The following is a 25,361-nucleotide window of genomic DNA, read 5'->3' as shown; positions in this document are numbered from 1 at the left end:
AACATAAATTTTAATATGTTATTTTAAGTGTGTGTCAGGTCATAAGTTCAAGAACTAACTCATAAAAAATACCGGGAGGTTTTAAAGTCTTAAGGGACTATGTAAACCTCCTTTTTTTATGTAATACTGAAAATAAAAACAAAAAAGAGGGCCTTTTACCAATATGTTATCATAAGTAAAGTGCCATACGCCACAGAACAAAACACATGATGAAAGCCGCGAATTGTTCGCTTGACACATACTAGATTGATAAGGGGTGCCAAAGAAGAATAGGATCATTTAATTAAGTTGAGTCCGTATAATTGTGTAAAAAGCTAGGTTCCAAAAAATGAAAGGAGCCATATTCATAGCCCTCAGTTAGAATAATGTTGGGACACAAAATTCTAAATATACGAGGTGTTATGAAATGGCTCAATACCAGATTAACGTAGATTCGCAGCTTTTACATCAACTATTTTTGGGAAATTCTCAGGATGCGGGTGTAGCCAAGCTGCTCGAGTCTGTACTGAACCAAGTCTTACAAGCACAGGTGAGTGAACAAGTGGAAGCAGATCGTTATGAACGAACAGAGAATCGAAAAGCGTACCGGAATGGATCGTATCCACATGGGCTGCATACGCGGGTGGGAACCATTACACTAAGTGTTCCGCGCATCCGTGGCGGGAAGTTCACGACAGAGCTCTTTAGTCGTTACCAGAGAAGTGAACAAGCGTTAATCTTAGCGATGATGGAAATGGTCGTAAACGGCGTCTCTACGCGTAAAGTCTCGCAAGTAACCGAAGAACTCTGCGGAACCGAGTTTTCTAAATCCACTGTTTCAGACCTTTGTAAGCGGCTGGATCCCATCGTAACTGCTTGGAATAATCGAAGCCTGGCAGACAGCCTCTTTCCGTTTGTTCTCGTAGATGCGATGTATCTCAAGGTCCGTGAAGACGGTCGTGTACGCTCACGAGGCATCATGATTGCCATTGGTGTAAACACCGAGGGCTATCGTGAAGTCCTTGGCCTGATGCTGGGTGACACAGAATCTGAAGCAAGCTGGAGTGAGTTTTTCAGCTCTCTAAAAGGACGTGGATTACGAGGTGTGGATCTCATTACCTCCGACGATCATGGCGGCCTTGTACGCGCGGTACGGCAGCAGCTGCAAGGGGTAACATGGCAGCGATGCCAGACTCACTTCACGCGAAATGTATTAGAAGCCTCACCCAAAGCCTTGAAGGATGAGATCCATGGCCGTCTACGGTCGATTCTAGATGCTCCTGATACTGGAACGGCAAGGTTTTTATTAAAACAGACCTTAGCGGCTTATGAAGATAAGGCGGGTAAGGCGATGGGCGTGCTGGAAAGCGGATTTGACGATGCTACCGCCGTCTTAATGCTGCCAGAGCGTTACCGAAAACGGCTGCGCACGACAAATAGCGTTGAGCGTCTCAACGAAGAGGTTAGACGCCGGGAACGTGTCATTCGCATCTTCCCAAACCGTGAATCCGTGATTCGTCTTATTGGTGCTCTATTGATGGAACAGGATGAAAAATGGGCAGCCGGCAAGAAATATCTCGACATGACCGAGTACATGGAATGGCGGAAGGATCGGCCAAAGTCCGATGCCAAAGTGACTCGCATTATGTAGCACAGTCTAGCTGAGGGAATTTACACACAAATTTGGACTTGATCTTTAATTAATGAAGTTAATATTGATTAATTACCATTTGTTTTGTATGGATTCCTGAGTGACCACGGTTAAAGTAGAAATGAAAGATTTCTATCTCTCAATAGAACTGCTAAGGAAATATTTAATGTCATTAAAGAAGAAAAAAACAGTCAAACATAATACCAAAAGCAATGCCTTTTCCTGATGCCGCTGATGCTATTCATAATGCAAGAACCGGACTGATAAATAAGTTGGAACATGTACATACATACAACTCATTCAGAAGATTATTTTATATGATTGATATTTAATGAAGTTAATCAAATTTAAAAGGAATCACTTCCTTAAAAGAGAGAAGCCCTTTGCGGCATAAGCTGTTGTGCTGTTTCAAAATATCAATTCGTTACAACTCAATATAGTCAGCAGATTGGATTTCATTCAACTCATCTTTTAATGTTGATTTTTAATCAAAAGAAAACCGCTCACAAAATAGGCGGCTCATCTGCTGAAACAACTTTATCAACTTAACCGCCCCTTATCAGATATGTTTTATTATATCTCTTGTTCCAATAGAGTCTTGGCTTTTTTCTTAAACCTTAGCTCTCTCGGTCATTTCAAAGTTGTTTCTCTTCGTTTCATTCTCATAAAAGGCATACTAATCTATCATTTATTTTTCTAAAATTACCTTAAATTGACACTTAATTGTCAAAAATTAAATAACTTACTAAGGAAAATTTTGCTAAAATGTTCTCCATAGACTAAAATGGGTTATATAGAAATAAAATCCATTTAATTTAAATTTTCAAATTGTGAGGACGGAGGAGCCGAATGAGTCTTGCTTTTTTATTTCCTGGACAAGGTTCTCAAGTTGTTGAGATGGGCAAAAGTTTTTGGGATGACTTTGTTTTGGCCAAAAGGCGATTTGAAGAAGCAAGTGATGCCATCTCTTTTGACTTAAAAAAGCTATGTTTTGATGGAAACATGAATGAGCTGACTTTGACCATGAATGCCCAGCCGGCTATTTTAACTGTGAGTGTTATAGCTTTTGATGTTTATATGCAGGAAATAGGCGTTACGCCAAATTTTCTGGCAGGTCATAGTCTAGGTGAGTATTCAGCCCTTGTATGTGCTGGCGCCCTTTCTTTTCAAGATGCTGTCAGACTTGTCAGACAAAGAGGAATCATTATGCAGCATGCAGATCCTGAGCAGTTGGGAACAATGGCTGCCGTTTCCGGGATAAGGCTGCAGGCTTTACAAGAATTGTGTGAAAAAATTTCGACGAAGGAATATCCCGTTCAGGTGGCTTGTATGAATACAGATCAGCAGCATGTCATTTCAGGACACAGGCATGCCGTTCAAAAGATACTCAGGATAACAGATCGTCTTGGAAGCAAGCATTCCTATTTACATGTAAGCGCCCCTTTCCATAGTCCGATGATGAAGCCTGCAGCCGAACAATTTCAGCTTCAACTGGACCAGTGCAAGTTTGGAAAAGCCGAATGGCCAATCGTTTCTAATGTTACGGCTGTTCCGTACCGTACTGGTGATTCGATCGCAGAACAGCTAAAGCTGCAAATGACGATGCCGGTAAGGTGGGTGGAATCCATGTATTACTTACTTATGAATGAGGTAAACGAAGTAATAGAATTTGGCCCCAAACATGTATTAACAAGTCTTATGAAAAAAATAACCAATCATGTAGCGGCCTATTCCTTTAGCCAACCTGCTGATTTGCGATTGATTTCCGACTCATCAAAAAGAAACCACAATATTTTCCATGCCCGCAAGAAGCTGCTGCATAAAATGCTGGTCAAAGCCATGATTGCAAAAAATTATAATGAAGACTCCTTATCTTACGCCGCTCTGGTTATACCTCTATTTGCACAACTGCAACTGGCCCAAGAGCGTACTGAAAAAATGGGTGATAAGTTAACGGAAGAAGAACTGAATCATTCCATCCATTTATGCAAAACCATTTTTGCAGCCAAACAAATTCCCGTTCAAGAACAACTGCAAATCTTAAAATAAGATGATAAGGCTTATATTGGAGGAGACCGTATGTACACCAATCAATTTCATACCTTAGTCGATGTCATCCTAGAGAGAAGCAAACTAACGGATCGGGGAATCCGTTTTATTAATGCCGACAAAGTTGAAGCGTTTATATCTTATCATCAATTGTTTAAAGAAGCTCAAGGTTTTTTAGGTTATTTGCAAACAATTGGAGTTAAACCGAAGCAAGAAATCGTGTTTCAAATACAGGAAAATAAATCCTTTGTCATCGCTTTTTGGGCCTGCTTATTAGGCGGGATGATTCCGGTGCCTGTAAGTATCGGTGATGTTGATGAACACAAGTTGAAAGTATGGCGCATTTGGAAGTTATTAAATAACCCGTTTATGGTAGCAACAGAGGGAGTATTGGAAAAAGTAAAAAAATACGCTCTAGAACATGAATTGCAACAATTTCACGATGAATTAACAGCAAAATCCGTTGTGATTAAAGATCGGATATATGATGTAAGCCCTGTTCAATTATGCAAACCGGGACAGGAAGAACTGGCATTTATCCAGTTTTCTTCGGGATCGACAGGCGATCCCAAAGGAGTCATGTTAACTCATCGCAATTTAATTCATAATACATGTGCGATAATAAAGGCATTGGACATTGATTTAAAGGACTCTTTTTTATCTTGGATGCCTCTGACTCATGATATGGGGCTCATCTCCTGCCATTTTGTTCCTATTGTGGAAGGAATTAATCAGAATTTAATGCCGACGGAATTATTTATACGCAGACCTGTCCTTTGGATGAAAAAAGCAAACGAACATAAAGCAACCATTCTGTCCTCCCCTAATTTCGGATATAAGTATTTTCTTACTTTTTTGAAAAATGAACAAAGTTTAAATTGGGATTTATCTCATATAAGAGTAATTGCAAACGGTGCAGAACCTATTTTACCGGAATTATGTGATGAGTTTCTGAATAGGTGTTCGGCCTTTAACTTGAAGAGATCTTCCATTTTAAACGTATATGGTTTGGCTGAGGCTTCGGTTGGGGCTGCGTTTTCTAAAGTAGGTGAGGAATTTGTTCCGGTATATCTGCATCGGGATCATCTGAATTTCGGAGATCATGTAATTGATGTACCAAAAGAGGATGAACATTGCGCTTCCTTTGTTGAGGTGGGGCAACCTATTGATTATTGCCAAGTACGGATATGCAATAAGGAAAACGAAGTACTGGAAGACAACGTGATTGGCCATATCCAGATCAAGGGAGAAAATGTCACACAAGGATACTATAACAATCCGGAAGGTACTCGAAAAGTGATTACCCCGGACAGCTGGCTGAAAACGGGTGATCTCGGATTTTTTAGGAAGGGTAAGCTGGTCGTCACAGGCCGGGAAAAGGATATTATTTTTGTTAATGGAAAAAATGTGTATCCGCACGATATTGAACGTGTAGCAATTGAAATGGAAGGTATTGACTTGGGAAGAGTCGCCGCTTGCGGTGTAGTGGACCCTGAGTCAAAAAGCAGTGAGATCGTATTGTTCGTCGTCTTCAAAAAATCAGCAGAACATTTTGCCCCGCTGGTAAATGACATCAAAAAGCATTTGTATAAACGTGGAGGATGGAGTATTAAAGATGTTCTTCCGGTCCGGAAATTGCCCAAAACGACAAGCGGAAAGGTACAACGATATGAATTGGCCAGGCAATATGAGTCAGGCAAGTTTTTATCGGAATCGGCGAAAATAAACGAATATCTAATGAATGATTCGGAAGAAAAGGCACATATTCCCGTACATGTGATAGAAACGGAGTTATTATCCCTGTTTTCAGAAGTGCTGGGAGGGAAGAAAGTTCGTACCCGTGACAGTTATTTTGATATGGGTGCAACTTCAATACAACTATCCCAAATTGCTGAGCGCATCGAACAAAAGTACGGCCGTGAGCTTGCTGTTGCCGATCTCTTTACGTATCCCTCAATAGCGGATTTGGCAGCCCATCTTGCTGAAAATCAGCAAAAAACCGGGCCAGTCATCAATAGTATGGAACCAAATCTGTCAAAAGACATTGCCATTATTGGAATGTCTCTCGATGTTCCCGGAGCATCAAATACGGATGAATTTTGGGGTGTTTTGGAAAAGGGCCAGTGCCGCATACATGATTATCCTTCAGCAAGGATGAAAGACGCCAAGGATTATTTGCAATGCACCCGAGTTGGATTTAATGAAAATCAGTTCATTAAAGGCGGTTATTTGGATGAAGTTGACACATTCGATTATTCCTTTTTTGCCCTAACTCCAAAAACAGCCCAACTTATGGACCCTAATCAGAGACTGTTCTTGCAAAAGGCATGGCACGCGATTGAAGATGCAGGTTATGCCGGAGAAAAAATAAGCGGAAACCGGGTCGGGGTGTATGTCGGCTACTCCAAAGTAGGCTACGATTATGAACGGCTGGTATCCGCAAACTATCCTGATGAGCTTAAACATTATATCGTAGGCAATTTGCCCTCTGTACTGGCAAGTAGAATTGCATACTTCCTGAATTTAAAGGGACCGGCTATCACTATCGATACCGCATGTTCCTCTTCACTGGTTGCTGTACATCTGGCTTGCAAAGGGTTACTTGCCGGCGATTGTAAAATGGCTATCGCAGGGGGATTCGAACAGCATTATTGCCGATGAGTACAGGGCTGGATATGGAGTCCTCAGACGGTTTGACCAGAACGTTTCATGAAGGTTCAGACGGTACGGGTTCGGGTGAAGGAGTTGGAGCTGTTCTTTTAAAACCTTTGCAAGAAGCTATCAACGATGGGGATCATATCTATGGTGTGATTAAGGGCAGTGCTATTAATCAGGACGGGACAACAGTTGGGATTACGGCACCGAATCCTGTATCCCAAACAAATGTGATTGATGCGGCATGGAAAGATGCCGGAATCTCTCCTGAATCACTTTCTTTTGTTGAAGCGCACGGCACAGGAACGAAACTGGGTGATCCGGTTGAGTTTAACGGACTTTGCAGAGCGTTTGAAAAGTATACCAATAAAAAGCAATTTTGTTCGATTGGTTCAGTTAAAACAAATATCGGACATCTGTATGAAGCGTCAGGTATTATTGGGCTGATAAAATCTGTATTGATGTTAAGGCATAAAAAAATCCCGCCATTGGTTCACTTTGAACGGCCAAATCCGGCCATTCGTTTTCAAACTTCACCTTTTTACGTGAATCAGGAACTCATGGACTTTGATCAAGGCGATCGTCCGATTCGTGGTGGTATTAGTTCGTTCGGTTTTAGCGGTACAAATGCCCATGTTGTAATAGAAGAATATATCCAGCCCGAAGTGACAGCACGATATCCTGAGGATGAACCGGAACTATTGGTTTTATCTGCTAAAAGCGAAGATTCGCTTCGTGATCTGGTTGTCCGTTATAAGCAATATATAGAAGATCATCGTCATGTTTCATTGAAACAAATCTGCTATACATCGAATACGGGAAGAGCTAATCTGGATTATTGCATAGCCGTAACCTCAACCAGTACGCAAGAGCTGAAGGGCAAGTTGGAACGAATTGCTCAAGGGGAGAGAATGTTTGATCATTGTTGCTTTGGTTACCGGAACATAAATGAAATGCCGCCTTCCGATAAGGACCATCTCAACCAGCAGGCATCCCATCTGATGAAGAATCGTCCGGAAACAAATGCGGAACGTATGCAATGGCTAGACCAACTAGGCCAATTGTATGTACAAGGGGCAGCATTGGATTGGAAAGGGTTATATTCCACCGATCCTATACAAAAAGTTCCGCTGCCTTTATACCCATTCGAACGCAAAAGATGCTGGGTTGAAGGTAAACCTCCTTTATCCGAAGGAATAACTGATGAGGGGGATGCAATAGCGATGGATCATAAGAAGAATATCGAACTGACCATCAAAAAACTAATCAGCAATGTCACAGGAATTTCAGTTGATGAATTAGATTCCCATGCTCATTTTATAGGTATCGGTTTGGATTCCATCATTCTTGACCAGATTAAGAAAGCTATTTTGGATGAATATAACGTGGATATCCCCATGGAGAGTTTTTTCGACTCTATGAATAATATTGACAGTGTCGTTGAGTATGTGGCTGAAGCGACCGCATCGTCCTTATCCGTTCATCATGAAGAGCATGTGAAATCCCCGCAACCAGCGATGCAAAAAGTGCAGATCCAGCCTGAGCGGAATGAACAATCCGGCCCAACCGCTTTGGCTGCCAATCAGGAACAGACACTGGAAAGTATCATTACTTCCCAGAATCAATTAATTCGCAGCACGATACAGGCTCAATTAGACAGTTACAATTTATTAAGGAACAATTATGGGCATGTAGAGCATGCTAAGCGTGCAAATATAAATCCGGAAGATAAATATAACTCATCCGGACAGCCGTCTGTACGTGCTGAAAGCAAATCCGGCCAAACTCAAGAAGAAAAGCCTTATGTTCCTTTTCAGCCGCAGCGGCTGCAGGAAAAGGGCAATTTTACTGCACAGCAAAAACAGTATTTGGAATCCTTTATCGAGAAATACGCAAGCAAAACGAAAGGTTCAAAACAATATACGGATGAGACACGTTTTGCCCATGCCAATAACCGGAACTTATCCAGCTTCCGATCATATTGGAAGGAAATGGTTTATCCGATTATTGCCGAACGTTCCGACGGTTCGAAAATGTGGGATGTGGATGGGAATGAATATGTAGACATCACTATGGGATTTGGGGTGAACCTTTTCGGACATAATCCTTCCTTTATCACTCAAGTCATACAGGATAGTACGGTCAATTCCTTGCCTCCTCTTGGTCCTATGTCCAATATTGCAGGTGAAGTGGCGGATCGGATCCGTGCCTTCACAGGCGTAGAGAGGGTAGCTTTTTATAATTCAGGCACAGAGGCTGTCATGGTTGCACTCCGATTGGCCAGGGCAGCAACAGGCCGCTCCAAAATAGTGGTGTTTGCGGGCTCTTATCATGGGACTTTTGACGGTGTATTGGGGGTAGCGAATGCGAAGGGAGGAGGTTTGCCTGCCAATGCATTAGCCCCGGGCATCATGCAAAGCTATATGAATGATCTGATTATTTTACATTACAACAATCCGGATTCACTTGAGATCATCCGCAATCGCGGACATGAATTGGCAGCTGTCCTGGTTGAACCTGTTCAAAGCCGCAGACCTGATTTACAGCCGACGTCTTTCCTGAAGGAACTCCGGGAGATCACCCGGCAATCCGGTACGGCACTGATCATAGATGAAATTATTACCGGGTTCCGCATCGGCCAGGGAGGAGCACAGGAATGGTTCGGCATTCAAGCTGACCTGGTCACTTACGGGAAAGTGATCGGCGGCGGACAGCCTTTGGGAGTTGTGGCAGGAAAAGCTGAATTTATGAATGCCATTGACGGAGGCACCTGGAACTATGGGGACGATTCTTATCCGGTAGATGAGGGGAAACGTACATTTGTGGCGGGAACATTTAATACCCATCCGCTCACAATGAGAGTGACATTAGCCGTTCTCCGTCATCTTCAATCCGAGGGAACAGCTCTTTATGAGCAGTTGAATCAAAAGACGACTTACCTGGTAGAGCAATTAAACCAATATTTTAAACAATCCCAAGTACCTGTCCATATGGTTCAATTCGGCTCATTGTTCAGGTTTGTTTCTTCGGCCGATAATGATTTGTTCTTTTACCATTTGAATTATAAAGGAGTCTATGTTTGGGAAGGACGAAACTGTTTCTTGTCTACAGCCCATACCATGGATGATATTGCCTATATTATTCAAGCTGTACAAGAGACGGTTGAAGATCTCCGCAAAGGCGGATTTCTCCCGGAAGGACCGGATTCTCCCGACGGTGGAGGATATTCAAAATCAAAAAAGTACGGGCTTTCTCCTGAACAAAAACAGCTTATCTTGGCATCGCATTATGGAAATGAAGCATCCGCAGCCTTGAATCAATCCATTATGTTAAAAGTGAACGGTGAAGTTCAGCTTTCGGTGCTGAAGCAAGCAGTACAACACATTGTGGATCGCCATGATGCTTTACGGACGGTTATTCATATCGATGACGAAGTCCAGCATATACAATCCGGGATGAGCATAGATATTCCTTTGATTGATTTTACCACCTATTCGAATAAAGACCGGGAGGCGGAAATTCGGAGATGGTTAACGGAAGACGAGAAACGTCCGTTCCTTTTACATGATCAGGAGCCTTTGTTCCGGGTTCATTTACTCAAACAGGCTGTAGATGAAAATCTTATTGTGCTTACGTTCCATCATATCATCGCTGATGGCTGGTCTATAGCTGTTTTTGTACAAGAGCTGGAGAGTACTTATTCGGCCATTGTACAAGATAGACCTCTTCCTTCCCATAAAGTCATCCAGTTTTATCAATATTTAGACTGGCAGAAAAAACAAAGGGAGAGCGGACATTATACAGAAGGAATCCATTATTGGAAGCAGCTATTATCAGAACCGTTACCGGCGGCAGTATTGCCCGGCTCCATTTCGCCTAATTTATCACGCGGATATGATGGAGACCGGTATACGGTTAGAACGGGGCATCATTTAAGTGAGTCCCTAAGGTCATTAAGCATTCGGATGAAAAATAGTGTGTTTGTGACCATGCTGGGAGCCTTTCATCTTTTTCTTCATCAGCTTAGCAGACAATCCGGACTTGTTGTCGGAATACCGACAGCAGGCCAATCCCATATGAAACAGCATGTGCTGATAGGAAATTGTGTCAATATGGTACCGGTGAAGAGTATAGTTTCTTCAGAAAACACCTTATCCGCCTACATGGGTCGCATGAAAGACAGCATGAATGAAATCATGAAGCATCAAGCGGTTCCCATGACCCTTGTGGCCCAACAAATTCAGCATGATCAAATGCCGGATATGCGCATTATTTTTAATATGGACAGACCTTTTCGAAAGCTGCATCTCGGAAGGACGGAAGCAGAATGTATTCCGTATCCGGTGAAATACATGGCTTATGATTTATTCCTTAATGTGACAGAAACGGACCATGAATATCGTTTAGACTTTGACTTTAATACAACTGTTATTAGTCCGGATATGATGCGGCAATGGGGAGCCGGATTTATGAAACTGCTAGAAAAAATGACTAGGGATGATTCGATTCCCATTTCGGCCTTAACGATGTATTCGATTGAGGAACATCAAGCATTGAATGCCATGTATGAAAGGAATCAAAATCGAATTTCCCAAATGGGTTATCCAACTGCCCTGAACCAATACGAAGAACCGGAAACTGAAACTGAGCAGCGGCTGGCGGCGATTTGGAAGGAACTTTTGGCTACTGGTCGTGTAGGAATATCAGACAATTTCTTTGCTCTGGGGGGAAATTCATTAAAAGCTACACTTATGCTTTCCGAGGTTCATAAAAGATTGGGCAAAAAAATTCCTATCGGGCAGCTTTTTAAATATCAGACAGTTCGGGACTTGGCGGGATTCATTCAGGGAATAAAAAAAGAAACGCATATCCCAATGGTAAAGACCGGAAAAAAAGACTATTACCGTACATCACCGGCCCAGCAAAGGGTGTACTTCTTGCATCAATTGGAGCCGGAATCGATTTCGCAAAATATGGTTGGACAAATATCGATTATCGGTAATTATGATGAGCAGAAATTGATTTCTTCTATTCAACAAGTAGTACGGCACCATGAAGCTTTTCGAACTTCTTTTCAAATGGTTGGCAGCGAAATTGTTCAGCAAGTGGCCGATCATCTTGATTTTAATGTTAACGTACGCGTTATGGATAGGGTCGAGTTTGAAACCTATGTTAGACAATTTGCGAAACCTTTTGATTTGCATCAAGCTCCTTTAATGCGTGCTGAACTTATAAAGATAGATGAAAATCAGGCAGAATTATTAATCGATATGCATCATATCATTTCGGACGGTTATTCCATCAACATCCTTACGGATGAACTATTTGCCCTGTATAACGGTTATGGTCTTCCCGAAATTAAATTTGAATATAAAGATTTCGTCGAATGGCAATACGGACAGTCCATGGCAGAAACAATCAAAAGCCAAGAACAATTTTGGCTGGAGCAATACAAAGATGACATTCCGGTTCTGGATCTGCCTGCAGATCTTGGAGGAATACAGGAAGGGTCTTCGCCAGGGCGGCGCATTTCGTACAAACTGGATAAGAGTCTTACCTATTCTCTCAGAGAGCTGGCGCAAAAAACGGAAACTACGCTATATATGGTCCTGCTGGCTGCCTATAAAGTTTTACTTCATAGATATACAGGTCAAGAAGATCTGATAGTAGGCACTCCGGTTTCAGGAAGAAATCATCCGGATACCGAAAGCATAATAGGGATTTTCATTCAAACAATAGGCATTCGAACCAAGCCCCAGGCTTTTAAACAGTTTATCACCTATTTGCAGGAAGTAAAACAGCAAGCCCTGGATGCTTTCGAGAATCAGGATTATCCGTTTGATTGGCTTGTGGAGAAGTTGAATATAAAAAGAGAAGCAACAGGAAAGTCGCTTTTCAATACGATGTTTGTTTTTCAAAATGTAGAATTCAATCATATCGAACAAGAAGATTGTACGTTTAAAGTGAAAGAACTAAATCCGGGTATCTCCTTGTATGATTTGATGTTAACGGTTGAAGATGATGGGCAAAAACTTGAACTGCATATGGATTTCAATCCGAACTGCTTTGAACAAGACAGGATTGAACAAATGAAGACACACTATACCCGTATTTTAGCTAACCTGATCAAGGAACCGGAACTGCCTTTGGCATCCATTGAACTTTTATCTGAACAGGAACAAGATCAGCTATTGATTCATTGTAACGATACGGAAGCACCGTATCCGCAGCAAATGGTCCATCAATTGTTTGAAGCCCAGACAGAGCGGGTACCGGATCAGGTGGCGGTTATATGTGAGAATGAACAGCTTACGTACCGCCAGCTGAACGAACGGGCAAACCGGCTGGCGCGAACACTGCGGGCCAAGGGCGTACAGGCGGATCAGCTTGTAGCCATTATAAGCCACCATAGTACTGAGCTTATTGTAGGAATTCTGGCCGTGCTTAAGGCAGGCGGCGCTTATGTGCCAATCGATCCGGAATATCCCGAGGATCGCATCCGGTATATGCTGGAGGATTCCAGGGCTAAGATCGTCCTAACCCGGCGTGAGATCCGGCAGCATCTGAACTATGAAGGCGATATCGTCCTCTTGGATGAGCCAAGCTCTTACCACAAAGATCGTTCCAATCTGGTTCCGGCCAGCGGTACGGGCAATTTAGCCTATGTCATATACACGTCAGGTTCAACGGGAAAACCGAAAGGCGTGCTTATCGAGCATCAAGGCTTAACCAACTACATCTGGTGGGCCAAGGAGGTCTATGTGAAAGGGGAGAAAACAAACTTCCCGCTGTACTCATCGATCTCGTTTGATTTAACGGTAACTTCCCTGTTCACCCCGCTGGCCACAGGCAATACGATTATAGCTTACCGCGGGGAAGACAAAACGGAACTGCTCGCAAACATCGTGAAGGACCCCAGGGTCGATATCATCAAATTGACCCCGGCTCACTTGCATGTACTGAAAGAAATGAATATCGCGGATGAAAGCACAGTCCGGAAAATGATCGTAGGCGGGGAAAATTTAAGCACGAGGCTGGCCGAAAGCATCAGCAGTCAATTTACGAACGGACTGGAACTGTTCAACGAATATGGGCCTACGGAAACGGTAGTCGGATGCATGATTTATCATTATGATGCCGAGAAAGACAGGCGGCAGTCGGTACCGATAGGAAAGCCCGCGGCAAATACGAACCTGTATGTGCTGGATGCAGGGGGAAAGCCTGTACCTGTGGGAGTACCGGGAGAAATCTACATCGGGGGACGGGAGTAGCCAGAGGCTATTTAAACCGCCCGGAATTGACGGCAGAGAAATTTGTGGACAACCCGTTTGTTCCCGGAGAGAAAATGTACCGGACAGGGGACTTGGCCAGGTGGTTGCCGGACGGGAATATCAAATACTTGGGCCGAATCGATAACCAGGTCAAGATTCGCGGATATCGCATTGAACTTGGAGAGGTGGAATCTGCTTTATTAGACATGGAATCCGTTCAGGAAGCAGTCGTGACGGCATGGGGTGAGGACGGATCTAAGCAATTGTGTGCTTATCTTGTAGGAGATCCCTCAATAGAAACGATACAGTTTCGACAGCAATTGCTGAGAAGATTCCCAGAATATATGATTCCGGCTTATTTTGTACGATTAGAGGAACTGCCCTTAACATTGAATGGTAAAATTTATCGGGAAGCCTTGCCTGCACCGGAAGGAAGGATGAAATCCGGAACCGAATATACAGCTCCCCGAACGTCAATTGAAAAACAATTAAGCGAAATATGGAAAGAAGTTCTGGCTAATCCAAACCTGGGGATTCACGATAACTTTTTTGAGGCCGGGGGCCATTCTCTTAAAGTACTGCAGTTAATTAACAAAATAAACGCGGTGGTGGGAACCAATATTCAATATCCTGTCGTGTATCAAGCACCAACTATAGAAAAGATGGCTTATGCCATCCAAGCAGCAACCTTGGAATCAAAAACGGACAACCCCTTCATCAAATTAAATCAGAACGGTTCCGTCAATTTGTTCTGCTTCCCGCCTTTAATCGGCTATGGGTTGGTATATAACGAAATGGCTAACCGGCTAGATGGCGATTGTATCGTTTATGCCACTGATTTTCTTAAAGAACCGTCTAGTTACGAACAGATGATTGATCAATATGCAGAATATATGATCAGGATTCAAAACCAAGGTCCTTATCTTTTACTTGGTTACTCCTCGGGGTCAAATTTAGCATTTGAAGTTACTAAAGCTTTGGAGCAAAAAGGGTGTACCGTATCTGATATTATTATGTTGGATTCCAGAATAAGGGATTCCGTTGCTCCATTAACATCAGAAGATATAGAAGAAACTATCCAGCTTAATATGGAGATCATTCCCGATTATTACAAAGAGATTTTAACCATTCCTTCCATTCAGGAAAAAATGAAAAGCTTTCTTACGTATCAAAATCAATTAATTAATTCCGGAGTAATAAAAGCAAACATTCATCATTTCATATGTGATGATTTGACCGAAAGAGGATGGTCACAAGCTACTATGCAAAATTACCGGGAATATGAACTAATTGGTACCCATATTCAAATTCTTGATCCTGAATATATAGAGGATAACGTTCAAAAGCTAAGGTCCATCATAAAGGAAATAATCAAACTGCATCAAAATGTTCTTGTACGCTCATAGCAGCAAAAACAAAAACCTTCAGAGAAGCGAGATTTTGATATGCTCCCCTTGCGGTAGACAGTTGAAATAATAAAACTGTTTACTGTAAAGAGGAGCATTTTTTCATGTCCCCTAAAGCAAAAGTATCAGGATCAGAAAAGATTGCAGCTGTTGAAAAGTATTTACGTGGAGAAGATTCGCTTAATCATTTAGCAGCACTTCTTGATGTACACCATTCATCCGTTAGGCAATGGCTTCAGACTTACCAGTCGCTAGGCCCAAACGGATTGCTTCAAACATTACAGAATGCATCTTACTCCGCAGAGTTAAAAAGAATAGCTGTCGAGGACTATTTGGCTGGCGGCGGTTCTCACATGGATATATGTAAAAGATATGGCATTAAGTCAACCCGCCAATTGCGCGATTGGATTCTGAAGTATAATAGTCATGAGAAGTTGAACACTTCCGGAACGGGAGGAACGCCGATCATGACAAAAGGACGAACAACTACTTACGATGAGAGAGTTGAAATCGTCAGATTCTGCATTGAACATCAACACAATTATGCCCAGACAGCTGATAAATTCCAGGTATCCTATCAGCAAGTGTATTCATGGACAAATAAATACTTAACATCTGGTGTGGATGCACTTCAGGACAGACGCGGGAAAAGAAAATCTGAGGATGAGATGTCCGAAGTGGAGAAACTAAGGGCTCAGAATAAGCTGTTACAGGCTGAGAACAGAAGGAAGCAGATGGAGATCGATTTGCTAAAAAAGCTGGACGAGATCGAAAGGAGGCGGTTCTAAGCCAGGTAAGGTATGAAACGATATACCTTGCAATACGCGAGCTCCATGAAACGAAGTCATATCCCATATGTCAATTATGTGATCTTATTGGGATCCAACGTTCATCGTATTATAAATGGATCAACCGGAAAGAAAGCATGAATGAGATCTTTAATAAAGCGTTGCTTCCCATGATTAAAGATGCCTACGAGGAAAAGGATGGCATCCTTGGATATCGCCAGATGACCATTAAACTAAACCGAGAACGCCATTTAACTGTCAATCATAAGCGAATATACAGACTTATGGGCATCCTAGGCCTTAAATCGGTATGCCGCAGGAAGCGAAAAAACTACATCCATTCCACGCCTGAAATTACGGCGGAAAATATCTTGAACAGAGACTTTGAATCCTCTGAGTTCGGTACAAAATGGCTCACAGATGTGACTGAAATGAAGTATGGCAACCAAAACAAGGCTTATCTTAGTGCAATCCTTGATTTATCGGATAAAAGCATTGTTTCTTTTGTGGTAGGGCATTCCAACAACAATGAACTTGTATTTAAAACTTTTGATATCGCCCATATGACTTATCCTGACGCTATACCCCTCTTTCACAGTGACCGGGGTTTCCAATATACATGTAAAATCTTCAAGAAAAAACTAGACGATGCAGGTATGACTCAAAGCATGTCCAGGGTATCCAGATGTATAGATAATGGCCCAATGGAATCATTCTGGGGAATGATGAAATCCGAAATGTATTATCTTCGTAAGTTCTATACATATGAGGAACTGGAAGCAACCGTGATAGAATACATCGATTACTACAATACTCGTCGATACCAGAAAAGACTTAATTGTATGACGCCGTTGGAATATAGGCAATACCTTCTAAGTTCAGCAGCATAGAAAATGGCACCAACCATGGGGATACGGTTAGTGCCACAACTTTTTTTGTTTTTTACACTGTCTACTTGACAGGGGTCAGTTCATTTTGTTGGAGGTTTTTGTTTTTTTTCCAGATACCATATAATGTATGATCATGTAATAGATATTAAATATGAACGGGTGGACATTTATGCTGTATCCTTTATTTGTACGCCGAATCCGTTCACAGTAAAGGAGTTATGTAAATGAATCCATATGTACTTGATTTCCAGGAGGTTGACAAAACAAATCTGATGATTGTCGGGGGTAAAGGCTTAAATTTAGGAGAATTATCAAGGATTGAAGGGGTACGGGTACCCGAAGGCTTTTGCGTTACAACTGAGGCGTATAAAAAAATAATTGGGGAGAACAGGGGAATTCAGGAATTACTCAGCCGATTATCAGAACAAAGGATTAGCGATAGAGAAAAAATAAATGAATTTAGCACAAAGATACGTGAGCTCATTGAAAGGACCAAAATCCCGCAAGACATTGAAGAAGAGATTAAGGGTCACCTTATAAAGCTGGATGAAGGGAGTGCATATGCTGTCCGTTCCAGTGCCACGGCTGAAGATCTGCCGCTTGCTTCCTTTGCAGGCCAACAGGATACCTATTTAAACATCAAAGGGAAAGATTCTATTTTACAGCATGTTAGCAAGTGCTGGGCCTCGCTTTTTACGAATCGTGCAGTAATCTACCGTATTCAAAACGGTTTTGACCACCACCAGGTTTACCTCTCTGTTATCATCCAACGGATGGTTTTCCCGCAGGCCTCAGGGGTATTATTTACGGCTGATCCCGTCACTTTCAACCGGAACGTGCTCTCTATTGATGCCGGCTTTGGTCTGGGCGAGGCTCTAGTCTCCGGTTTGGTAGATCCTGATCTCTATAAAGTGCGAGAGGGAAAAATAATCGGTAAAAAAATATCTGCCAAGAAATTAGCCATTTATGCATTAGAGGAAGGTGGAACGGAAGAACGGGAAATCGAACCTGAGCGGCAAAATATGTCGTCATTGACAGACAGGCAGGTTTTACAGCTTGAGCGAACGGGCAGAAAGATCGAGGGGTATTTTGGACATCCGCAAGATATCGAATGGTGTCTTTTTGAAGATAACATCTATATTGTTCAGGCACGTCCTATCACTACTTTATATCCATTGCCGGATGTGAACGATGGAAAGAATCATGTGTATGTATCGTTGGGTCACCAACAAATGATGACAGATGAGATTAAACCGTTAGGCATGTCATTCTATCAAATGTTAACGGAAATACCGTTAATCCAAGCCGGCGGCAGGTTATTTATAGATGTTTCTCATGATTTGACTTCTCCCATAGGCCGAAAGATTATCATAAGAGGTATGGGGAACGATCTAAAATTAAAAACAGCACTCTCTGTTTTATTGAACCGGAAAGACTTTATGAAATCATTGCCGCGCGGTAAAAGGACCCCTTTGCACTTCTTGAGCCTGCCTATGCTATTACAGGCGATCAAGATCTACCGGAAAAATGACATAGAAGTTATCCAAAACTTAATGAATCAGATTGAAACATCCATACGTGATATGAAGCAGAGAATCTCTAAAGTAACGGGTGACGAATTGTTTGAATTCATATTACAGGATCAAAAACAATTAATGAAGGCTACGTTTAATCCGACAGGTATGGCAGCGATCATAATCGGCCTGAATGCATCGGGCTGGATCAATAAACATATGGAAAAATGGCTGGGAGAAAAGAACGCAGCCGATACACTTTCCCAATCTGTATCCAACAACATTACTTCTGAAATGGGTTATGCGCTTCTGGACGTATCTGATGTCGTCAGGCAATATCCGCAAGTAGTTGAATATTTCCACCATGCTACTGACGAAACCCTTTTTGAGGACCTCTCTAAACTGGAAGGAGGGGAGGCTGTCAGTAATTCGATGAGGGACTTTCTCGAAAAATATGGGATGCGTTGTTCCGGAGAGATCGATATTACTAAACCTCGCTGGAATGAAAAGCCGACAACACTGATTCCTATGATTCTAAACAACATTAAAAATTTTGCGCCAAACGCAAGCAGCGTAAAATTCAAGCAGGGACGATTGGAGGCAGAACAAAAGGAACGTGAACTCTTAACCCGTTTGGAGCAACTGCCCGGGGGCAAACGAAAGGCGAAAAAGACAAAGAAAATGATTAGCCTGTTACGCAATTTTGTAGGATATCGGGAATATCCTAAGTATTTTTTCATCAGACGCTATGAAATATATAAGAAAGCCCTGATGAAAGAAGCTCTTAAACTTGTGGAGAAGGGAATTATCCAAGAGAAGGAAGAGACCTATTATCTGTCCTTTGAGGAGTTTCGGGAGACTGTGCGGACCAAGCGGCTCGACAACAGCATCATAACTAAGAGAAAAGAAGATTACGAGTTCTATAAAAAATTATCACCACCACGGGTAATGACATCTGAGGGTGAAATTATAACCGGTAAAATTATCTCTTGTAATTTCCCCCCGGGTGCTTTAACGGGTACACCAGTTTCGTCCGGTATCATTGAAGGGCGTGCCCGTGTTGTTTTAAAGATGGAGGAGGGGAATATAGAAGATGGCGATATCCTGGTAACCGCATTTACTGATCCTAGCTGGACACCATTGTTTGTTTCTGTTAAAGGCTTGGTCACAGAAGTAGGAGGACTAATGACTCACGGTGCCGTCGTTGCGCGTGAATACGGACTTCTGGCTGTCGTAGGTGTGGACAACGCAACAAAGCGTATCAAAGACGGACAGAAGATCCGGGTGAACGGAACAGAAGGGTATGTTGAGATAATTTGAATTCATGAAGAAAGAACATTTCGTTATTTGGAATGAGAGAATTCACAGTACACCTCCGGCTGCTCCAGTACTCCTTTTTTCCATCTATTACAACTAAATAATCTTTCGAATTTTTAAGATTGGTTAAAGGTACGTTCACTATAATTCAAAACTGTAAGGTAGCTGCCTACAAAAACGATATGGAGGGACTTAACAATGAACAAAATTCTTTCTGTCATGGACACAACGAAAAAGAAAGTTGGTGCTGCAATCCTTTGCAGCGCATTAATTTTTGCCATAGGTACAGGAACAACGCTTGCTTCGGCCAGTAAAATTGATTCCACTGAATCTGGTACCTTGGCGGTAAAATCAGAAAACGGCGTTAGAAGCTATTCAACTATGTCCATTATTTCAGTAGTGATGCTTACAGCGTTCGCAGTTATTTATTCACTGACTTATAACAATATGCAAATCGATAATCAAAATAAGTTACATTCAGTGCCCAAGCAAAATATAATAGAATAATACAATAAAATATAGTTTACATAATATATATTATGTACTATATTATCGCCTCCATGAAACGTTGATCAGTGAAAAATCATTGAACGAAAAGGTATCAACGATAAGGTCGACGGAAACAGGAGCAAGCGGGAGCTGCCAATTGCTGCTTTCGATGTAAAGGACCTGCAAATCGGGATGGCCATGTGCAAGCCGCTCTTTCAGCCTAGAGCGATGTTTCGACAGAGTTGGCGAATTGGCCATCCTTTGCGGCAGCTGTCATAACGAATTGACTAAAGCAAAAGCCCTTAGGTTAAACCTTTCTGATTAATATTTTCACAAAATCCGTATTTTGTACATATGTATAGTAAATTAAAACCTATTACCTTTTTAGAAAAGTTCCCAGCGGGCTAAGGAATTTTACCGACTCCGGATATATCAACCCAGGAAATAAAGCTCAAAAAACACACGATGCAATTACATCAGCTTGCAATCACATCGTGTGTTTTTTGCGAAAATTTACCTTGGGAAGATAAATATAAGTTTACTCATCATTTTTTTCAAGTTTTTCCTCTTTATAATTTCATTTAAATCCTCAACGTACCGAACATAGTACTTATTTGTTTTTTGTCCTACTTTATAGTGTACTTCTATTTCTTGATTGTCAGCATTTTTATAGGTAAGTGAGATATAATGCACATTATCTACTTTGTCATAATAATCTTCCACTTTAGCATGATCAGCTGTTACTTTAAATTCCATCTCGTTGCCTTTATTTCCCCGGTCAATCTTAAATTTATCTTTTTCTGATTTATCCATAAGCATCTTATACATCGTTTCCCCGTCATTTCTAATTCTGGCATTTTCAAATGCCAAGGCAGTTTCGATAGGTTCTGAAATAATGTTTTTTTTCTGTTGGCCCTTTTGGCTTAATTCCTTAATTTTGTCCATATCGTTTACCCTTTTCTTTCCCTGATCGTCCACATTTAGATAAATTTTCTGTTCATACAATTTCGTTACATGTTGATCGTAGGGAATCCAAGGGACCAGAGCCAACTTATCGCTATTGATAATTCTGGAATCCAGTCTAAAATTCAGCACCCCTTTCATGCTTTTCCCGGGTAAAATATTTCCCTGAAAATCTCCAATATTTTCGGACATCATATCGTCCAAACTCAAATTGGAGTATGTGGAAAAACCTATATTCGAAAATGAAGTAACAGTAAATCCCTCTACAAAAGGTCTGATCTCTTTTTCGGACGTATTTTTTATTTCTACCGGTACATCAATGACAACAAAATCAGGGTCTTCCGACTGCGCCAGTTCCGTTAATTCCTCATTGATTTGATAGGGCTTTACATGGATTTCCCTATCATAACTTTGTAAGGTAACTCCCTTTTCACTCATTTTGTAATCTTTCTTTATCGTATTATCCAGCACCGGTTTATTTACAGAATAATAGCTTATTACAAAAGCAATTAGGAAGAGAAGCATAAAAAAAGCAATCAGGATTCGCCTGTTTTTCTGCTGACATGTATCATGAGATCACCTCAATGGAAGTGACCCTGCCATTCTCTAAAATAATTTTCTCGTCGGCCAAATAATCGATTTCTTCCCTATCATGACTTGCCACAATAATGGTTTTTCCTTTATTCTTCAAATTCAATAATAACTCCCTCATGCTCTCAACGGCGTCAGAATCCAAAGCATTCGTCGGCTCGTCCAGCAAAAGCAGTTCAGGATCTTCCATAATGGCCTGGGCAATGCCCAGCCTTTGTTTCATACCCAGTGAATACTTCTTATATTTCCTTTTATCTTCCGGTTGAAGCCCCACCCATAATAAGGACTCGCGAATTTGATCATCAGTAATTTGTTTCCTAATGGACGCCAACAACTGAAGATTTCTAAATCCTGTATATTGAGGCAAAAAACCCGGATATTCGATCAAGATGCCTACACTTTCAGGGAAAGAATGTTTGGCATTTAATGTTTGATTATTCACGATGACCTCTCCGGTATTCGGAATAATTAATCCGCATAACGCTCTTAAAAGCATCGTTTTGCCGGAACCATTCTTTCCTTGAAGGCCATATATTCTTCCTTGATGAAACTCCAAATTGATATCACATAAAACGCGCTGCCCTTGTATAGTCTTATTCACCTTTATCATTTTAGCGTATACACTCATTCATATTCTCCTTTAATCCTGTGCCGACAGGACATCTTTCTTTAGTATATATAAAAGACCGGCTATGAACGAAACTGCGGCGATGGTTCCGTTAACCATGAAACATTGCGAGAGCATCGTCCCCTCTTCATTTCGAAATAATTCCGTCCTGGCGATCATCCCATAGTTTCCCGGAGACCCGATTTGATCTACAAAAGAAGAGATGGCCACTAAAGCTGCCACTGTAATGAAGCCATAAATGGGTTTGATTAGCATACTTAATGTCTGTTGGAGGAGACAGCACATCAGGGTGAAGAAAAACGAAATGATTATGGTTTTCATCAATACTATGGCTAATGATGCATCGGTTACAGATTGGGGCAACCGTTGCAGGGAGTTTTCACTCCAGCTATAAGATAACGTTCGGGTTACGAATCCCCAGACCAAAACGATCATCACAAACAGAAGATAGTATAGGGTAACGTTCATGACGATCCATACGCTCTTGCTCAGCCACCATGTGCTTTTATTATTCGTTCTGGTTAATATATAGGGACCATGATCATGCAAATCATCCGCTGTATAATGACTAACGATATACACAGCTGACAAATGAAAACATATCCAGGATGCGGGAATATGGAAAACCTCGTCTTTCGTTTTATCGTACCCTTCCAGTAATCCCAACACGATATCCCCTATATTGGAGGGACTTAAACTTGAAGAGTTTACTTTGATCATAATGATCATCAAAATAAAGATTACCAATAGTTTCCCTTTATTTTCCTCAAGCCCGAATAGAAAATCCCTTTTCAAGAGGATCAGAAATTTCCTCATTCTCCCTCCCTCTTCCCTACAGAGAAATAATTGAACCGCAAGTACATCGATTGATTGATAAAATAGAAGACAACAAATAAAACTAGGATATAGCTTGCATAAAGTCCCATTGTTGCAGGCTCCAGCCAAGTATCCGTTGACCAAAAAATATATCGGCTAAAAATATGGACATCCAGCTCATTTCTTTCCATAAGATATTCTAGAAAAAGCAAAGACATCACGGATACAAACGATACCCATTTGGTCTTGCTGATCAAGTAGATCATGTCTGCCAATAATAAAACAATGGAAATCCCTAAGCTGTAAAGCATAAATCGTATTAGGGTGACCAAATAGGATTGGTACAAAAACAGGTTGTTTGCCCAGGTACTTTCCATATCTAAATTAACCGCGACTTGATAGATTAGACTTTCGGTAGTCGTCCAGGTATTTAGACCTTTATTAAATAATATAGCGGATACAAATGCCGTTCCTATTATGGCTGCCGAAACTGTGATGCTAATAAACAACATAAAGCGGAACCGTTTTTTAAACAGTTTTTTTCTGGATGCGAATCTGATTACCCTGTAAGGATCCTCCATGAATCCTAACCCATATAAGTAGGAAAACAGAGCAATAGGTGTAATAAAATACAGATTGGTAAGGCCTGTAATGGGAACAAATAAATCTAAATAATGCAAGGTTGGGACTGTATGAAGCGTATGGTAAGAAATCATATAGAAAAGAACGGCCAACACAGCAATTAAGGAAACTGAAATCTTTGTCTTGATTTCCTTTTCAAGTAAGTCGTTATTGGAGAACATCTTTTTTCCTTGCCCCCCATATGGTTATAGCTATAGTCAACCCTAATAAAACGAGACCATCTACTGTCCAATATAGAGGTATATCGGAGATCCTTACCGATGTATGGGCCTTTATAATTTGAACAGGTATAAATGGATCGGGCACTTGGATGCCATACAGGAACAGCATCAGGATGAACGCACCTGAAAGTATGACAAACTTGTTATTCACCAGGAAAGAAAGGGAAAAACAGAAACAGGAGAAAATAGCTCCATAAAGCGAAGCGATCCCTGTATACATCATAACGAATAACAGAGGGCTAGTATAATAAACCCCTACAAAATATTCCAAAGTTTGCAAATAATAATAAGGTCCGAAAGAAGGATGGGGGGTAACGCGCTGGGCAATAACATAGACGCTGCCATGAAATCAAACATCAGTGTACACATCACGACCAAAAACCCCATGATAAAACAAATAACAAATTTACTCGAATAATATTTCCTTCTGGTCGTGCGGATGATGCTGACTTTCATATATCCGTTCTTTCTGTCCAGCCATAACGAATCCGAATAGGGGATAGCAACAAGCAGCGGAAGAATGAAGTAAAAGGAAAAGTGCATCGCATTCATACCGTCAATACCCATCCATAGATTATACGGGGTATCTAGTTGGGAAAGTTCTAAAGGGACAGGCAGATTGGGGAGAATGCTGGTGACAATATGGATGCAGGACATCGCAATCCCCACGAACAAGGCGCCGAAAAAATGTTTATTCCAGAAAGCTTTGGCCCACTCTACTTTTAGCAACTGAATCATGATTTTCACTCCAGACAAGGAGCAGCAATTCCCAAAAGGAAGATTGCTGCTCTATGTAATTATGTAATTAGATTGAATCCGGACTCCACCAAAACCATACGTTATATGTAGAATAGATTTCGTCCTTAAAACCTCTAATCGTAATCTGACTGTTTCCGAAACGTTCGTAGGCATTATTTAATAAATAATTACCAGATCCATCAGGTCTAATTTTTAATCCTTTCTTTCCCGGTAACACGGCTGATACATAGGTTCTCGGATCATCCGAACTAAATTTTTTAGGATTTACGTATGTTGTTGCATACCACACCCGAGCATTATCTGCTTTATGCCCTTTCACATAAACAGAAGTAGCATCGGTTTTTTCCCTCGCCGGTCTTACAAAAGATGAATCCGTATATCCGGGAACATCGAAGCCTAAACAATAGTACGTGTCCTCAATATTGCCTGCTGCTTTTGCATCCGATACGCCCAGACCTGCAATACCTGCAGCACATACGGAAGCTAGGATTGCATGTTTAATAAATTTTTTCATTTTATATGTACCTCCTTTTTTTTGGCAAATCAAGTATATAGCAGAATAAGATAGTATTCAATATATTTTTATATTAAGTTTTCTTTATTTTACTAATATACGTCATTTATTCAATAAATTACTCTAAAGGTATGATTAGCCTTCAATTTTAACTTAGACATTCCGATTGCTATAATACAATACTTAAAGAGACTGCTTTCCTAAATTGTAAGGAAAGC

12 protein-coding genes and 1 pseudogene are annotated in these 25,361 nt (G+C 41.3%); 7 read left to right on the top strand and 6 right to left on the bottom strand.

Annotated elements, in window-relative coordinates; genetic code table 11:
- The first annotated feature begins 406 nt into the window (after positions 1-406).
- The 7 genes and pseudogenes from BXP28_RS05210 (at position 407) to BXP28_RS05180 (ending at position 20,027) form a co-directional block, all read left to right on the top strand.
- Positions 407-1,630: an IS256 family transposase gene (locus tag BXP28_RS05210; RefSeq protein ID WP_023483236.1), complete on the top strand. Its 1,224-nt coding sequence runs from the start codon at positions 407-409 to the stop codon at positions 1,628-1,630.
- Between the two features lie 849 nt (positions 1,631-2,479).
- Entirely contained in the window at positions 2,480-3,679 is a 1,200-nt protein-coding gene (gene fabD, locus BXP28_RS05205) for an ACP S-malonyltransferase (RefSeq protein ID WP_036654235.1), read from the top strand.
- Between the two features lie 30 nt (positions 3,680-3,709).
- Positions 3,710-15,011, top strand: a pseudogene (locus tag BXP28_RS05200) (amino acid adenylation domain-containing protein).
- A gap of 104 nt (positions 15,012-15,115) precedes the next feature.
- Positions 15,116-15,799, top strand: a complete 684-nt coding sequence (locus tag BXP28_RS05195) for a helix-turn-helix domain-containing protein (protein WP_077584933.1) — start codon at positions 15,116-15,118, stop codon at positions 15,797-15,799.
- Positions 15,800-15,819: 20 nt separating this feature from the next.
- A complete protein-coding gene (locus BXP28_RS05190; RefSeq protein WP_237087288.1) occupies positions 15,820-16,689 on the top strand; it encodes an IS3 family transposase in 870 nt (289 codons plus the stop codon).
- Between the two features lie 224 nt (positions 16,690-16,913).
- Positions 16,914-19,523, top strand: a complete 2,610-nt coding sequence (gene ppsA, locus BXP28_RS05185; protein ID WP_023485480.1) for a phosphoenolpyruvate synthase — start codon at positions 16,914-16,916, stop codon at positions 19,521-19,523.
- Between the two features lie 195 nt (positions 19,524-19,718).
- On the top strand, positions 19,719-20,027 hold the full coding sequence (locus BXP28_RS05180) for a hypothetical protein (RefSeq protein ID WP_036654231.1): 309 nt from the start codon (positions 19,719-19,721) through the stop codon (positions 20,025-20,027).
- A 495-nt stretch (positions 20,028-20,522) separates the two neighbouring features.
- Here BXP28_RS05180 and BXP28_RS05175 read toward each other — a convergent pair whose 3' ends face one another.
- From BXP28_RS05175 to BXP28_RS05145, 6 genes are all read right to left on the bottom strand, one after another.
- The gene (locus tag BXP28_RS05175; protein ID WP_152532808.1) at positions 20,523-21,410 is read right to left on the bottom strand and encodes a hypothetical protein; all 888 of its coding nucleotides are present in this window, start codon (positions 21,408-21,410) and stop codon (positions 20,523-20,525) included.
- 130 nt (positions 21,411-21,540) lie between these two features.
- Positions 21,541-22,191: an ATP-binding cassette domain-containing protein gene (locus BXP28_RS05170; protein ID WP_036654223.1), complete on the bottom strand. Its 651-nt coding sequence runs from the start codon at positions 22,189-22,191 to the stop codon at positions 21,541-21,543.
- 12 nt (positions 22,192-22,203) lie between these two features.
- Positions 22,204-23,007 (bottom strand): DUF2705 family protein, encoded by an 804-nt coding sequence (locus BXP28_RS05165; protein WP_023484572.1) that lies wholly within the window; start codon positions 23,005-23,007, stop codon positions 22,204-22,206.
- The gene (locus tag BXP28_RS05160) at positions 23,004-23,810 is read right to left on the bottom strand and encodes a hypothetical protein (protein WP_023484571.1); all 807 of its coding nucleotides are present in this window, start codon (positions 23,808-23,810) and stop codon (positions 23,004-23,006) included. The genes BXP28_RS05165 and BXP28_RS05160 overlap by 4 nt, the downstream gene beginning before the upstream one ends.
- A 315-nt stretch (positions 23,811-24,125) precedes the next feature.
- Positions 24,126-24,608, bottom strand: coding sequence for a hypothetical protein (locus BXP28_RS05150; RefSeq protein ID WP_077584931.1), 483 nt, complete (start codon positions 24,606-24,608; stop codon positions 24,126-24,128).
- 67 nt (positions 24,609-24,675) lie between these two features.
- Positions 24,676-25,143, bottom strand: coding sequence for a DUF2712 domain-containing protein (locus tag BXP28_RS05145; protein WP_023484569.1), 468 nt, complete (start codon positions 25,141-25,143; stop codon positions 24,676-24,678).
- Between the last annotated feature and the right edge of the window lie 218 nt (positions 25,144-25,361).

The sequence above is a fragment of the Paenibacillus larvae subsp. larvae genome, assembly GCF_002003265.1.
GTDB classification, from domain to species: domain Bacteria; phylum Bacillota; class Bacilli; order Paenibacillales; family NBRC-103111; genus Paenibacillus_H; species Paenibacillus_H larvae.
Note: the sequence above shows the minus strand (reverse complement) of the source record. Positions and strands in the feature narration are given on the sequence as shown.